This is a genomic window from Acinetobacter sp. ANC_7513 (assembly GCF_056779915.1).
This window is the reverse complement of the sequence record NZ_JBWYIW010000006.1, coordinates 102,329-117,970: the sequence shown is the minus strand read 5'-3', so window position 1 is coordinate 117,970 and position 15,642 is coordinate 102,329. Positions and strand designations below refer to the sequence as shown.

Genomic DNA, 15,642 nt, shown 5'->3' with positions numbered 1-15,642 from the left:
GTCTGTTGTTAGTTCAGCTGCATCTGCCTATATATCTGCAGTAGTGGAATTATTGAGGATCAGCTTGAGTTGTTTTTAATAAAGTCTGCAAGTTTGCAGCTTTTGGTTTCACCAACCAGAATTTACGGCTGTAGTAATCAAACTCGTTACGGATCTTGTACGCCCAAGCACTACCAGTTTCCTTAATATGCTCATCTAAAATGCGGCTTAAGAACTCTTTATGTTCTTCCATTGATTCGGTCGAAATACGATTAAGCTCGATCAACTCGTGGTTATAATGATCAACAAAGTCATTATCTAAATCAAGTACATAAGCAAAACCACCTGTCATACCTGCACCGAAGTTATGACCAACTTTACCCAGTACCGTCACAATACCACCTGTCATGTATTCACAGCAGTGATCGCCTGCACCCTCAATCACCGCGAACGCACCTGAGTTACGAACAGCAAAACGTTCACCAGCTGTACCTGCAGCAAATAATTTACCGCCTGTTGCACCATATAAACATGTGTTACCAATAATCGCTGTTTCTTGTGTTTGGAATGGAGAACCCTTCGGTGGGAAAATTGAGATACGACCACCCGCCATACCTTTACCCACATAGTCATTCGCATCACCCTCAAGCTTGATATGCAGACCACCCGCATTCCATACACCAAGTGATTGTCCAGCAGTACCTGTCAAATTCACTTTAACAGGGTGTGCTTCCATACTTAAGTTACCATAGCGACGAGCGATCTCACCTGAAACACGTGCCCCAATAGAACGGTCACAGTTACCAATGCTAAAACTGTATTCACCACCTGTACCAGCTTCAATCGCAGGCAATATTTCTGCGATCATAGACTCAGCCAAAACACCTTTATCAAATGGTGCATTTCCTTCGACTTCGCAATATTGAGCTTTGCCTTCAGCAGCTGGATGTGATTCAAGTAAAGCACTTAAATCTAGGTGAGCATGCTTATCTGTTTCACCAGGTAGCATTTCTAGTAAATCGGTACGACCAATCAAGTCTTTCAAACTTGATACACCTAATGCAGCCAACCACTCACGTGTTTCTTCAGCGATAAAGGTGAAGAAGTTAATGAGCATTTGTGGTTCGCCGATATAGTGCTCTTGACGCAAATGATCTTGCTGAGTCGCTACACCAGTCGCACAGTTATTTAAGTGGCAGATACGGAGGTATTTACAACCCAACGCAATCATTGGTGTAGAACCAAAACCGAAGCTTTCCGCACCTAAAATAGCTGCTTTCACGACATCTAGACCCGTTTTTAAACCACCATCCGTTTGAACGCGAACTTTACCACGCAAATCATTTACACGAAGGGCTTGATGCGCTTCAGAAAGACCAAGCTCCCATGGCGAACCCGCATGATGAATCGAAGACAATGGCGATGCTGCTGTACCACCGTCATAACCAGAGATGGTAATAAAGTCAGCATAGGCTTTTGCAACACCCGCAGCAATCGTACCCACACCTGGCTCGGATACCAGTTTTACAGAGACCATCGCTTGAGGGTTAACTTGTTTTAAATCAAAAATTAACTGCGATAAATCTTCGATTGAATAAATATCGTGGTGCGGTGGTGGAGAAATTAATGTCACACCCGGTACAGAGTAGCGTAAACGTGCAATTAAGCCATTCACTTTACCACCTGGCAACTGACCACCTTCACCCGGTTTTGCACCTTGTGCCACTTTAATTTGCAGTACTTCTGCAGAAGTTAAGTAAGCAGGCGTTACACCAAAACGACCTGATGCGATTTGTTTGATTTTTGAGTTCCGGATTGTGCCGTAACGCGCTGGATCTTCCCCCCCCTCACCTGAGTTCGAACGACCACCAATTGTATTCATTGCAATGGCAATCGCTTCATGTGCTTCTGGTGATAATGCCCCTAAAGACATCCCTGCAGAGTCAAAACGCGGAAGAATCGCTTCTACAGATTCAACTTGATCCAGTGGAATTGAATTTTCTGTTTTGAGTTTAAATAAATCACGAATGGTTGCCACTGGACGATTATTTACAAGCTCAGCATATTCTTTGAAATCTTCATATTTCCCAGAACGTACAGATTTATGTAGAGCATTAATTACATCAGGATTAAAAGCGTGATATTCCTTATCAAATACAAATTTCAGCAAACCACCTTGTTCAATTGGCTTACGTGATTTCCAAGCGGTTTCTGCTAATTTTTTCAAATCATTTTCAAGATCAACAAAAGTCGCACCTTTAATACGGCTTGGAACACCTGTGAAGCATTTATTAACAACTTCTTCAGATAAACCGACAGCTTCAAATAACTGCCCACCACGATATGAAGCAACAGTCGAAATACCCATTTTTGAAAGGACTTTCAGCAATCCTTTTTCAATCCCTTTACGGAAATTCGCTTGTGCATGAATCGGATCACCTAACAACTCACCTTTCGCAATTAAATCATTAATGACGTCATATGCAAGATATGGGTAAATTGCTGTTGCGCCAAAGCCAAGCATTACGGCAAACTGGTGTGGATCACGCGCTAAAGCTGTTTCAACAATAATGTTTGCATCTGTACGTAAACCTGCATGGATGAGGTAATGGTGGATAGCACCCGTTACCATCGCTGCATTGGCTGGTAAGAACCCTTCACGGATTTTCTTATCGGAAATCACCAATAGGGTTTTGCCATCACGAATTGCTTGCGCTGCTTCTTCACAAATACGTGTAATCGCGGCTTCTAGACCTTCAGTCTCTGCATAGTTTAGATCAATATCTGCAATCTCATAGCCCTTACGACCTAAAGTGCGAATTTGATGCATTTTAGAGTTTGACAGTACAGGACTTGAAATAATTAATCGATCCGCATGCTCTGGACCTTGTTCAAATACATTTTGTTCACGACCCAAACATGTTTCTAAAGACATTACGATCGATTCACGTAATGGATCGATTGGTGGGTTAGTTACTTGAGCAAACTGTTGACGGAAGTAATCTGTTACATGGCGTACTTGACGAGACAATACTGCCATCGGCGTATCATCGCCCATCGAACCTACTGCTTCTTGACCACTTTCAGCGATTGGACGTAATAACTGATCTCGCTCTTCAAATGTCACCATAAACATTTTTTGCGCTGCTTTTAAAGCATCGCCTTTTAAGCCTTGATCACATAGATATTCTTCTAACTCAGGGCTGCCTTGGATACGCACTGAATTTTCACGCAACCATTGACGATAAGGACGCATTTTTTTCAGATGATTACTGACGTCTTTAGTATCCAGCAATTTACCAGTGAAAGTGTCAATGACTAAGATCTGACCTGGTCCAACACGACCTTTAGAGACCACATCTTCTGGTTCATAACCCCAGACACCAATTTCTGATGCAAGTGTGATGTAACCATTTTTAGTAATTACCCAACGTGCAGGACGTAAGCCATTACGGTCAAGCATACAAATCGCATGACGACCATCTTGAATCACAAGACCTGCTGGCCCGTCCCATGCTTCCATATGTTTAGAGTTGAACTCATAGAATGCACGTAAATCAGCATCTAAAGTTTCAACGTTTTGCCATGCTGGTGGAACGAGCATGCGTAGTGCACGGAATAAATCCATACCTCCACCAACCAAGATCTCGAGCATGTTGTCTAAACTTGAAGAGTCAGAACCAGTACGGTTTACGATTGGGTTGAGCTCAGTTAAACCAGGTAAGAGCGGGTTTTCAAACTTTGGTGTACGTGCCATCGCCCAGTTACGGTTTGCTGTAATGGTATTAATTTCACCATTGTGCGCTAAGTAACGGAAAGGTTGTGCCAATGGCCAACGTGGCAATGTATTGGTTGAGAAACGCTGATGGAACACTACAATGTGTGATTCCAAACGTGGATCAGCTAAATCTGTATAAAAATCTGCAATCGCTTCAGGCATCATTAAGCCTTTATAAGAGATCACAGTTGAACAAAGTGTTGTAACGTAGAATGAACTATCTTGACTTAATTTTTGTTCAGCACGACGTCGAGCCAAGAATAACTTACGGTTAAACTCAACTTCTTCAACACCCATTGGACAGTTAACAATTACTTGTTCAAAAGCTGGCAAAGACTGCATCGCAATTGAGCCTAATGCTTCATTATTGGTTGGCACTAAACGCCATGCTATTACACGCAAACCTTCTGATTCAATTTCTTTAGTCAGCACTTGTTTTGCATGTGCAGCAATTGAAGGATCTAGGCTAAGAAAAACTGTACCTACTGCAAAAATTTCACTGAGTGTAATATCACTTAAACGTTTTGCTTCTTCACGGAAGAATTGCTTAGGCATAGCCAAAAGTAGACCACATCCATCACCCGTCTTACCATCTGCAGCAATACCACCGCGGTGCGTCATACAACTTAAACTATGAATCGCGGTCTTGACCAAGTCATGACTCGCATCACCTTGCATATGGGCGATTAATCCGAAACCACAGTTATCTTTAAACTCATCCGGTTGGTATAGACCTTTAGCGGGAGCTACAGTATTAGGCGATGGCATGTGCATAGCGTACCCTTCTTCAACATGGCCCTCATTGGGCAAAACTTATCTATTCTTCAAATACGATTTCTTTATAAAACAAAGACATGATTCTGTATGTCTTTCGTTATTGAACGTCTTTTCTGATTTAATTTCACAAATGTACGAGACGATTTGCACTCATTTAAAGCAGATCAATTTGACTAAATCGCACACTAAGTTAAGGTCTTCGCTCCAAAATAGGGACAATTTACTTAATCAGTGCACCAATAAAGCAAAATCTATGCCAATATTTATTTATTCCGTGCAAGCGTTTTATTTCAATTATTTTGTCATTATTAACCGAAAAGGCACCAAATTAGAACCACTTTATCGCACCAATGATGTGCAAATTTATTATGCTTTCGTTTAATTTTGCGCCATTTTATACCATTTTAATTAAATGGATCACTAATTTGAGCCTCTTGATTCCGTTTATCCGTATTATTCTTTGAATTATCGCTCGAAATAGGGTCAACATTCGATTGCGAACGTCTCACATCAACCACATTTCCTGACTGATCTTTTCTTGTAATAGTCACATTGGTTGTTGCCTTAGCAGGATCAGCCACAGGGGTTGGCTTAGGACGAACCAGCAATGACTCATCAATCAATGGTACCGCTGCAGGTCGTAATTTAATTTCGTATAATTTTGCAGTTGTTAGTTCTTCAGAACCCATGTCATTGACTTGACCCACAAACTGATTAAAGCCAGCAACTTTAGGCGCTACAGAAGGTGGTAACTTTAAATCCAATCCATTTAAAGTTGTCTTGGCAGCACCTTCCCCCATAAACAGCCCATAACCCAAAATGTACTGTTCAACTTGATCCTCACCACTCAAACGAAAATAAATGTATGGTTTACGATCAGTTTGCTTATTAAGAAAACTTTTAATTACATCTTCATTGGTAACGCGAAATAGTTCGATAAAATAATAATTTTTATTGTCTTGAATAAACTTTGTGCCTCTAAATTCAGGCAAATGTTTTCCTGAAGCCACTTTACGCGCAGTTAATTCCAAAGGTCGCACTTGATCAGTCAGCCCGCCCAAATAATTTGTTGCTGCCACCTTTTCAGGTTGAATCTGGACTTGAGTTTCTTCAATTTGCTTAGACTGAGTAACCAACTCTTTGCTATCAGTCAAAATCCAGAATACAAAAGATGCGACTAAAAACAGTATGCCACCGATCAACCAAATATATTGTTGCGCTGTGCGTGGGGATGAGTGGCGTACCGTCATGAGAAAACCTAAGATTATGCTTGATTACGTAAAATCGCTTGTTTCATTAATTCCACATCAAACTCTTTGGTAATTACTGCTTGCCCTAGCGACTTCAAGAGCACTAAACGTAATTGACCATTCAGGACTTTTTTGTCATGAGACATATATGCCAAAAATTCATCAAGTGGAATTTGAGGACATTTTATCGGTAATTTCGCACGTTGAATGATAATTTTTGTACGTTCAAGGTCAGCTTCTGTGATCCACCCCATTAAATAAGATAAATCTGCCGCCATCACCATTCCCGTCGCCACAGCCTCACCATGTAACCACTCACCATACCCCAGATAAGATTCAATCGCATGTCCAAAGGTATGACCTAAATTCAGTAATGCACGCTCACCCTGTTCTTTCTCGTCATTGGCCACAATTCGCGCTTTGTGTGCACAAGAGCGGTACACTGCTTCAGCAAGTAATTCTGGATGTTGTGCAACGAGACCATCCATGTTTTCCTCAAGCCATGCAAGAAAATCAACATCTCCTAATAGGGCATACTTAATGACTTCAGCCAAACCTGCTGATAACTCACGCTCAGGCAATGTTTTAAGTTGCGCCATATCCGCAAGTACGACCTGTGGCTGCTGGAATGCGCCAATCATGTTTTTGCCTAATGAGTGGTTGATTCCAGTTTTACCGCCAACGCTCGAATCGACTTGCGATAGCAGCGTAGTCGGGACTTGAATAAAATACACTCCGCGTTGGAAACAAGCTGATGCAAATCCAGCCATGTCACCAATCACCCCTCCACCCAAGGCAAGCACTGTACAATCTCGGTTAAATCCTGACTCAAGCAAGGCATCAAAAATTAAATTCAAATGTTCAATATTTTTATAACATTCACCATCAGGTAGAACACATGTCTCAACTTTTTTACCTAAACCTTCCACAGCTGATACATAGTGATTTAAATACAACGGTTTAACCGTTTCATTGGTGACAATCATGACCTGTTGCCCATGAATATAGGGTTCAAGTAATTGTTGCGGATCTAAATCACTACCAATGAAAATAGGATAACGGCGTTCACCGAGTTCAACGAATAAGGTTTGCATGATGTTATAAGCCAATAAAACAAATTTAATTCAATTCTTTTGCGACAATCACATTAAGAATACGTTGTGCCAAATCACGCGCAGCACCTTGATTCGTTTCAATAATATGATGTGCAACTTCACGATACAGCGGATCACGAATATTCAATAATTCACGTAATTTCTGTTCAGGATTTTCGACTTGTAATAAAGGTCGATTTTTATCACGGTAGGTTCTTTGAAGTTGTATTTCTACGGGAGTATAAAGATAAATCACAATACCTCGATCTTTTAGATAAGATCGATTAATCGACTGAGTAACTGCACCGCCACCCGTCGCAACAACTAAATTTTGTTTTGATGTTAAATCATCAATTACCAGTGATTCACGATGTCTGAATCCCTGTTCACCCTCTTTCTCAAAAATCCATGGGATGGTCGCCCCAGTTTTTCTTTCTATCTCATGATCACTATCAAGAAACTCTCGATGAAGTAAATCTGCAAGATGTCGACCAACGGTTGTTTTACCAGCTCCCATGGGCCCTACCAAATAAATATTCGGTAGGGTTTCAAACTCTTTGCTTGGCAAGGAGTCACCTATTGAATTGCTTTCATTGAAACTATATTAATTGTTTCTAGTTTGCCTGTCATTAACAATTCTTGGTGTCACAAAGATTAATAACTCACGCTTATTCTCTGTTTTACTGTCTTTACGGAATAGACGACCAACAGCAGGAATATCACCAAAGAAAGGCACCTTGGTTTGGTTAAAAATCGTTTCTTGCTCGAAAATACCACCTAGCACCACAGTTTCACCGTTATTCACAAGCACATTGGTATCAATTTGATTTTTATTCAAAATGATTTCCCCATTCTGTGCATAACCTGCTGGTGAATCACTGGTAATGTTCAATTTCATTTGAATTTTACCATCAGGCGTAATACTTGGTGTTACCTCTAAGCTTAACAACGCTTCTTTAAAGGAAGTCGTCGCCGTTGCAGCACCACCTGCAGTTTCAGTGGTTTGGTAAGGGATTTCCTGACCTGAAGCAACTTTCGCTTGTTGCTTATCAGCAGTGAGAACTTTTGGGGTAGAAATAACTTCACCGTAGCCATCAGCTTGTAGTGCCGATAACTCAAGGTCCAGCATAAAATCAGACATATTGATTAAACCAAATGCAATTTTACCTGCAGCCCCAGCCACACCTAAATCCACATTTAAGTTATCAGGACGTTGAATATTATAACGACCATCCTCACTTGGTGATTTTAAATCCCACAGCGTTTGATCACTACCACCAACCAAAAGATCATTATTGGTTGCAACACCTTTCGATACTACCCCCCATTTCACACCCATTTCTTTAGTGAAATCTGTTGTCGCGCGTACAATACGAGCTTCGATCATGACTTGTTTTACAGAAACATCCAATAAATCAATCATCTTGCGAATTTGATCAATTTTTTGAACTGTATCGTTAATGATCAATGTATTGGTACGTGGATCAATTGAAACTGTACCACGTGGACTTAATAATGACCCGACACTGTCCCCCAATGGGTCAGTTGTTGAATTTGTATTATTACCATTAGATGAACGGCTGTTACGACCTTCAGTAATCAACTTTTCAATATCTTCAACTTTGGCATAGCTCAATTGAATATATTCGGTTTGCAATGGTGCCAACTTCACACTTTGTGCAATGGCTTTCGCCTCTTCTTCTTCGGCTTTAATCAATTCTGGAACAGGTGCAATCCAAATCACGTTTCCGTTGCGACGCTTATCCAAGTTCTTGGTTTTCATTACAATATCAAGCGCTTGATCCCAAGGCACATCTTTTAAGCGTAATGTAATATTCCCTTGAACTGAATCCGAAGTCACCATATTAATGCCGGTAAAATCAGCCAACAATTGTAATACGCGGCGCACTTCAATGTCTTGGAAGTCGAGAGAAATCTTGTTACCTGTATATTTAGGTGTACGATTTTGGCTGCTTAAGCCTTTTTTCTCTTCTGGGCGTTTTAAACTGATCGTTAACTTACCATCTGTTTGATAAGCCATATATTCGAAGCTACCACTCGACTGAATGGAAATTACACCATTCGACTTATCATTATAAGCGTCTACTGTAGAGACAGGCGTGGCAAAATCATTAACGTTTAAACGGCGCACCAAATGCGATGGAATTTTGTTACCGAGGAAACGCACCACAACTTTGCTACCTTGCTGTTGTACATCTACTGGTGTATCTGCTGTTTTTAAATTCAGTACAACTTGTCCCTCACCTGCACTACCGCGCTCAAAACCAATATCTTGCAGTCCTTGTTGTACTGCTTGATAAGCGACAGGTGCTGGCGGTGTATACGCAACAGGCTGCTGATAAACAGGAGCTACTGGAGGTGGTACAGGTGCTGCAACTTGCTGACGAACCACTGGTGCAGGTGGAGCGGCAGGTCTTAAAACCGTAGGCGTTGGTGCAGTTGGTTTCAATACCTGCTGTGCTGCAACAGGAATCACAGGTGTTGGCGTTACAGGTGTCGTTGCCACAGTTGTAGCCGCAACAGGTGTAACGTTATTCGTCAGATTAGGACGTATGACTGGCTTTAAAACACTTGTTTTAGGCGCTGGTTCTGCTGCTTTGGCTTGTGTAACCTCTGGCGCCGCTGGTGTTGCCACTTTCGCAGAGTTTGGATTATTTATTTTTAAAATAAAGGTATTGCCTTCAACACGTGTCGTGTAGCTCCCCTTCTGCGTTAAATTGACAGTTAACCGTGAACGCTGATCATTAGAAATGACTTCAACTGAGTTTGCTTCAGTGGTCGACACAGGTATTTTAGTATTCGCCAGTGTTTGACCTGCCTGCATAAAATCCAAAACGAGTCGAGATGGATTTTCCAATTGATACGACTGTGGCTGTGGAGGTAATCCGTTAAACATGACACGGATTTCTGTTCCTTGACCTGGCACCTGCAAAGGCACAATATTGGTCATCGTAGTTTTAGCCGCCGCTGCCTGCATAACAGCTATAGAAACAGTGGTCATAGCGAATTGACGAAGAAAACGGTTCATATACTGTCGATCCCCACCCCAAAAATTTTGCATACTCTTTTTCATTGTTATTCCTTAACTCGTCTTAACCAACAGGCCCAAGCAACACTAAGCTTCTCGGTCTTTCGATATAACCATCTCGACCATCTGAAACAATTTCAATCAGATCGATTTGAGTCGGCGTTATCTTCACGATGCGCCCTTGGTTCATCCCCATGTAATTACCACGTTGCACACGCTCAATCTCACCATCAGGGGTTTGAATCAAAGCGAGAATCTGGCCATTGTTACGTTTTAAACTTCCTTTGAAGTTTAACGTTTCCAATGCATAGCTTTCTAAAGGCTGTGGTTGACGATTAAAATTAGGATAAACACGTTTACCCGACATGATTCTTAGCTCTGTTGCCAATGAGTTTGGCAAGAATGGACTTCGAAGTTGATGTGCCGAGTAAAGAAAATTTGGAACTGGATTAAATACAGGTGCCGGTTCTATGGGTAAAGGCGGCTGGCTACGAATATTCGCCATTTCTTGATTGACCGCATCAATACGCGAATCACATCCCACCAAAGTCGTTGCAATAATTAATCCGCACAAAAGCTTAAATGATTTCATTATTGTCCTCCTGCTGGCATATCAGCTGGTGGAACAACCGCTGAACCTACCGTATCTTCAGTCGATGCAACATAACGATATGTTTTGGCTTTTAATGAATAATTGATCAGTGGAATATCAGATTTTTTATCTGTACTTGGCGTCGCTGTAATCACAAAATCATGTAAGGTCACGATACGCGGTAAAGACGCAATTCCACTCACAAAACGCCCAAATGAATGATAATCACCTGTCGTTTCTATCGAAATTGGCTGCTCAATGAAGAATTCTTGAGCCACTTCATTTTCGAGACGGATATTTTTAAATTTGAGCCCTGAATTCACACCTGTTAAGTTGATGTCCTCAACTAAACTTGGAATTTCTGTTTCTTTTGGCAATTGTTGTAATTGCTCATTGAAATTCATTTCCATTTGTTGCAACTGTGCTTGGTATTGCTGCAAATTACGGAGCTTAGAATCCTTTTCTTTAAACTCTGTCAGTAAATTTGCCTCTTGTGCTTTAGCAAGATCAATGGATTCAAGTTTTGGTTTAATCACCAAAAAGTAACCAATAGCACAAACAAATAGGAAAATAAAAATCCAACAGGTAATTTTTACAGACAGTGGCCAACTACCGTAGTTATTGGAGTCCAAAGTATTAAATTGCTGAAAGAACTTTTCAACAGTCATGGACTTCTTTTTAGGTACAGTGACATCTGAATCAAAATCATTTAAATCACTACGACTCATGGTGCACCTCCCACATTATTCGCGTCCATCTCTGATGTCGGTTGAGCAATTGCACCCAAGTCGACAGTCACGATAAATGTACCGTAAGACTCTTCAACTCGAGGGATTACCGAACTTGGTGCTTTTTCCTTCACTTCTGGGGCAGCCAAGAATGAATTCATAAATGCATTTCGGTACCACTGGGAAGCTTCTAAACCACGTAATAACTCTGCTACCGCATTCGGACTTTCAGCTTTACCTTCGATGGTAAATTTATTACCAGTACGGGTAAATTTCGTCAGATACACTGTTTCAGGAACAACACGTACCAATTCATCTACTAAACGCACAGTAACAGGTCGTTGACCTTCAAGACCTTGAATCAGTTTCATCCGCTCAATCACTGCATTTCGACGTTCTTGCAATCCTTCCAAGGATTTTAATTGAACGTCTAAACTTTGATTGGTGCTTACAATAAGTTGGTTTGCTTGTTCTTGGTCTTGCAATTTATGATTCAAGAAGAACCAAGCTGCTAAAACCGATAAAATCGCAAGTAATACCACTGCGATACAGATATAAACAAATTGCTTTTTTCGCTGTTCTCTTAGCTCTTCGCGCCAAGGGAGTAAATTAATTTTAGCCATTAATCAAAACTCCTCAATGCCAAGCCACACGCCACCAATAATGATGGTGCATCATTTTCTATTTTTTTCAGGTCGATTTGAGGAGAAAAGCCCATTTGTAAAAATGGATTAGCAATAGTGACGCGATATCCCAATTTTTGTTGCATCATTTTTGCAAGACCTGGGATATTGGCATTACCACCCGCCAATAAAATATGATCAATCTCGTTAAATTGAGAAGAAGAGAAAAAGAACTGTAATGAACGCGCTGCTTGTTGAATCACTGCATCAAGGAATGGCATTAAAACTTCTGTTTCAAAGTCATCTGGTAAGGTGTTGTCTTTTTTAGCACGCCCAGCTTCATCATAAGATAAGCCATAACGATTTTGCACATCTTGAGTCAATTGCTTACCGCCAAACACTTGTTCGCGCGTGTAAATAATTTTGCCATTTTGCATGACTGATAAAGTCGTCATGGTATGACCAATATCAAGAACGCCAACAAGATTTGCACCAATCGGCAATGTATCTGCAAAGACTTCAAAACTACGTTCCAGTGCATAGCTTTCAACATCGGCAACTTTTGGGGTAAGGCCGACCAAATCCAATACTTCAATACGAGAGTCCACGTTTTCAGTACGTGTCGCAACGAGTAGAACGTTCACTCTGTTTGGATTGTTTAATCGCTCAGGAAGCACTTCAAAGTCTAAACTGACTTCGTCAAGTGGGAATGGGATATATTGCTCAGCATCCATACGAATCTGAACTTCACGCTCATCATCGCTCATGTCGGCATCCATCTCGATGACCTTGTGAATCACCATAGATGTAGGTACCGCAAAAGCAGCATTCGTCGATTGCGGATTTGCAATATTAATCGCGCGCTCTAAAGCATCAGCCACGTTATCCTGATTGAGGATGTTTTTTTCAACAACACTCCCATCAACCAATGGACTTAACCCGTAACTTTCAACCCAATAGCGACCGTTTTTAACTGATAGCTCTAATAGCTTAACAGAGGTCGAACTAACATCTACCCCCACTAACCCCTTATTTGGCTTACGATATAGTCTAAGCACAATGCAATTCCTATTATTTTTTTGTCCCCAACAACAGCACAATACAAACTAACTACACTTGGTCTAATTTTTTTGCGGATATAATAACTCAACTAACATTCTGTTAAATGAGAAGCTATACTGACCTTCTATTAGTTTGCCTTTAGCACCTATTAAAACTTACTTGTTATGAAAAAGCTATCTTGTTGTGGACAGATTCACCCTTTTTTTTTGCTGATTATCATTATCTTAGTCACAATTCCAATGGGCTTTTATGGAATGTATCTCTATATTGCACCATCTTTGCCAGAGATGACTGCTTTTAAGAAGGCTCCATTATTAAAACCGCTGCAAGTTTATACAGCAGATAACCAATTAATCGCAGAATATGGTGGCAAACTTTCTGTTCCAGTTGAATATGAGCAAATCCCACAAGATTTTATTCATGCTTTTTTAGCTGCAGAAGACTCTTCTTTTTTTGAGCATAGCGGTATTAGTTTTAAAAGTTTAGGACGTGCAGTCAGTGAATCGATCACGGGTTCTGACATTCAAACTGGTGGTTCTACAATTACCATGCAGGTGGCAAAAAACTATTATTTAACACCAGAACGAACTCTCAAGCGCAAACTCACCGAAATTTTCTTAGCACGTAAAATTGAACAAAAATTATCAAAAGAAGAAATTCTTACTCTCTACGTCAATAAAATTTTCCTCGGTAAAAATGCTTATGGCATCGCCGCAGCAGCAAAAATTTATTACAACAAGAATTTAGACGATCTTTCAATTGCCCAAATGGCAATGATTGCAGGATTACCTAAAGCACCCTCTAAGTATAATCCTGTGGCCAATCCTGAACGTGCGTTAGAACGTCGCAATTGGATTTTAGGTCGTATGCTACAGTTGGGTTATATTAGTCAAATTGAATATGAAGATGCAGTATCAGAGCCTATCGCTTTGGACATGCCTGATCGCGGTATTAACAATAAATTCCCTTATGTCGGTGAAATGGTTCGTTCTGAACTCGTCAAAAAATTTGGCGATCTCGCGATCGATTCAGGATATAAGGTTTACACCACTATTGATTACAATCGTCAAGCCTTTGCCGAAGAAGCAGTTCGTGTTGGTTTAGAAAGTTATGACCGTCGTCATGGATGGCGTGGCCCAGAAGCCCATGACAAACCCTTAAAAGACTTTGTACCATTTGCAAACACCTATCCTGCTGAAGTCACTAAAGTTTTAAGTAATTCTTTTGAAGCAACTTTACAAGATGGTTCATCAGTCACTGTTCCTTGGTCTGGCATGTCTTGGGCGAGACGCTATCGCAATGCCAATAGTGTGGGTGGTGCACCGAGCAATGCCTCACAAATTGTAAAAGTCAAAGATATTGTTCGTCTACGTCCAAATCAAAATCGTAGTATGTGGTCCTTGGTACAGGTGCCTCGTGTACAAGGTCAGTTAATTGCACTTAACCCAAATGATGGCTCAATTGTCGCGATCGTTGGTGGATATAATTTTTATCAATCGAAATTTAACCGTGCACTGCAAGGTTGGCGTCAACCTGGCTCTATTATCAAACCATTTGTCTACTCGCTTGCACTTGAACGAGGTATGACGCCGCATACCATGGTTAGTGATAATCCCATTACCATTGGTAAATGGTCACCACGCAATTCTGATGGGCGCTATCTGGGGATGATTCCATTACGTCGGGCTTTATATTTGTCACGTAATACTGTCTCTGTTCGCCTTTTACAAACAGTCGGTCTAGAACGTACTCGCCAATTGTTTATGGATTTTGGTTTGCAGGAAGATCAGATTCCACGTAACTACACGATTGCATTAGGAACACCTCAAGTACTCCCTGTGCAAATGGCAACAGGCTATGCCGCAATTGCCAATGGCGGTTTCCGCGTGCAACCTCACTTCATTAGCCGTATTGAGGATGCTTACGGCAAAGTGATTTATCAAGCCAATCCAGAATACGCATGTATTTCATGTATTAAATCTCAGAAGCAAGATACAACCTCTGCTGAAGCAACAACACCAGACGACGAAATTATTGAAGTTACCAATCAGTCTTTAGAGGATAAGCAACCCACTTTAACCGATGAAGAGCGTAGCCAATATCGTCAAGCACATCGAATTTTAAAATCCAGTTCAGCATTTGATATGGCGAATATTTTACGAGACGTAATTCAGCATGGTACTGGTCGCGCAGCATTAAAAATTGGTCGTGGTGATTTAGGAGGTAAAACAGGAACAACCAATGATGCAAAAGATGCTTGGTTCGCTGGCTTTAACGGCAATCTAGTCGCAGTTTCATGGGTAGGTTTCGACCAACCGACTACGCTAGGTCGTCGTGAATATGGGGGTATCGCTGCTCTTCCAATTTGGAGTGACTTTATGGAGAAGTCGCTTGCCAATACACCATATGCTTGGGTAAGTTTAGATAAAAATGCAAAAGCTCCTTTAACTCGAGAACAACGTGGTCGTGTACATACATTAAACCATGAGCAAAAAGATAAAACTCCACCTTTAGCTCGTCCAATTTATCGCCCTGCTCCAGTGGTAGCACCAACGAATGATCGCGATTTTGATGATCTACCAGATAACGATCAACCGTTAACGCCGACGTCGTCGACACCACCGGATATGAATCCAACACCACAAGTTAAACGAGATTCAATCGAAAATTTGATTAATCAAGTTCAATAACCAAAATAAAGCCCTCTAAA

At 41.0% G+C, this 15,642-nt stretch carries 9 protein-coding genes and 2 pseudogenes; 1 reads left to right on the top strand and 10 read right to left on the bottom strand.

Annotation, left to right across the window (positions count from 1 at the left end):
• Positions 1 to 49 precede the first annotated feature (49 nt).
• The 10 genes and pseudogenes from gltB to AC1M9B_RS08480 all read right to left on the bottom strand — a co-directional run bounded on the left by gltB (position 50) and on the right by AC1M9B_RS08480 (position 12,928).
• Positions 50 to 4,525 carry a glutamate synthase large subunit gene (gene gltB / locus AC1M9B_RS08525; RefSeq protein WP_481608955.1) on the bottom strand — a complete coding sequence of 1,492 codons (4,476 nt, stop codon included), beginning with the start codon at positions 4,523 to 4,525 and terminating at the stop codon, positions 50 to 52.
• 413 nt (positions 4,526 to 4,938) lie between these two features.
• Positions 4,939 to 5,784, bottom strand: a complete 846-nt coding sequence (locus AC1M9B_RS08520; protein ID WP_481608946.1) for a hypothetical protein — start codon at positions 5,782 to 5,784, stop codon at positions 4,939 to 4,941.
• 14 nt (positions 5,785 to 5,798) lie between these two features.
• Positions 5,799 to 6,878 (bottom strand): 3-dehydroquinate synthase, encoded by a 1,080-nt coding sequence (gene aroB / locus AC1M9B_RS08515; RefSeq protein WP_481596118.1) that lies wholly within the window; start codon positions 6,876 to 6,878, stop codon positions 5,799 to 5,801.
• Between the two features lie 25 nt (positions 6,879 to 6,903).
• A complete protein-coding gene (gene aroK, locus AC1M9B_RS08510) occupies positions 6,904 to 7,446 on the bottom strand; it encodes a shikimate kinase AroK (RefSeq protein WP_035263975.1) in 543 nt (180 codons plus the stop codon).
• Between the two features lie 36 nt (positions 7,447 to 7,482).
• Positions 7,483 to 9,639 (bottom strand): annotated as a pseudogene (locus AC1M9B_RS08505) (type IV pilus secretin PilQ); the annotation flags it as partial.
• Positions 9,622 to 9,795: pseudogene (locus tag AC1M9B_RS08500) on the bottom strand (hypothetical protein); the annotation flags it as partial. The pseudogenes AC1M9B_RS08500 and AC1M9B_RS08505, both read right to left, overlap by 18 nt.
• Before the next feature lie 196 nt (positions 9,796 to 9,991).
• The gene (locus tag AC1M9B_RS08495) at positions 9,992 to 10,519 is read right to left on the bottom strand and encodes a pilus assembly protein PilP (RefSeq protein ID WP_481589152.1); all 528 of its coding nucleotides are present in this window, start codon (positions 10,517 to 10,519) and stop codon (positions 9,992 to 9,994) included.
• A complete protein-coding gene (locus AC1M9B_RS08490; protein WP_481608945.1) occupies positions 10,519 to 11,247 on the bottom strand; it encodes a type IV pilus inner membrane component PilO in 729 nt (242 codons plus the stop codon). The genes AC1M9B_RS08495 and AC1M9B_RS08490 overlap by 1 nt, the downstream gene beginning before the upstream one ends.
• Positions 11,244 to 11,870, bottom strand: a complete 627-nt coding sequence (locus AC1M9B_RS08485; RefSeq protein ID WP_035263969.1) for a PilN domain-containing protein — start codon at positions 11,868 to 11,870, stop codon at positions 11,244 to 11,246. The genes AC1M9B_RS08490 and AC1M9B_RS08485 overlap by 4 nt, the downstream gene beginning before the upstream one ends.
• Positions 11,870 to 12,928 (bottom strand): pilus assembly protein PilM, encoded by a 1,059-nt coding sequence (locus AC1M9B_RS08480; protein ID WP_035263966.1) that lies wholly within the window; start codon positions 12,926 to 12,928, stop codon positions 11,870 to 11,872. The genes AC1M9B_RS08485 and AC1M9B_RS08480 overlap by 1 nt, the downstream gene beginning before the upstream one ends.
• Before the next feature lie 168 nt (positions 12,929 to 13,096).
• On the opposite strand from AC1M9B_RS08480, the gene ponA reads away from it, so the two are divergent.
• Positions 13,097 to 15,622: a penicillin-binding protein PBP1a gene (gene ponA / locus AC1M9B_RS08475; RefSeq protein ID WP_481608944.1), complete on the top strand. Its 2,526-nt coding sequence runs from the start codon at positions 13,097 to 13,099 to the stop codon at positions 15,620 to 15,622.
• Positions 15,623 to 15,642 lie beyond the last annotated feature (20 nt).

Coding starts and splice junctions, on each gene's coding strand:
- gltB (WP_481608955.1), bottom strand. CDS start 4,525: ATGCCATCGCCTAATACTGTAGCTCCCGCTAAAGGTCTATACCAACCG.
- AC1M9B_RS08520 (WP_481608946.1), bottom strand. CDS start 5,784: ATGACGGTACGCCACTCATCCCCACGCACAGCGCAACAATATATTTGG.
- aroB (WP_481596118.1), bottom strand. CDS start 6,878: ATGCAAACCTTATTCGTTGAACTCGGTGAACGCCGTTATCCTATTTTC.
- AC1M9B_RS08495 (WP_481589152.1), bottom strand. CDS start 10,519: ATGAAATCATTTAAGCTTTTGTGCGGATTAATTATTGCAACGACTTTG.
- AC1M9B_RS08490 (WP_481608945.1), bottom strand. CDS start 11,247: ATGAGTCGTAGTGATTTAAATGATTTTGATTCAGATGTCACTGTACCT.
- AC1M9B_RS08485 (WP_035263969.1), bottom strand. CDS start 11,870: ATGGCTAAAATTAATTTACTCCCTTGGCGCGAAGAGCTAAGAGAACAG.
- ponA (WP_481608944.1), top strand. CDS start 13,097: ATGAAAAAGCTATCTTGTTGTGGACAGATTCACCCTTTTTTTTTGCTG.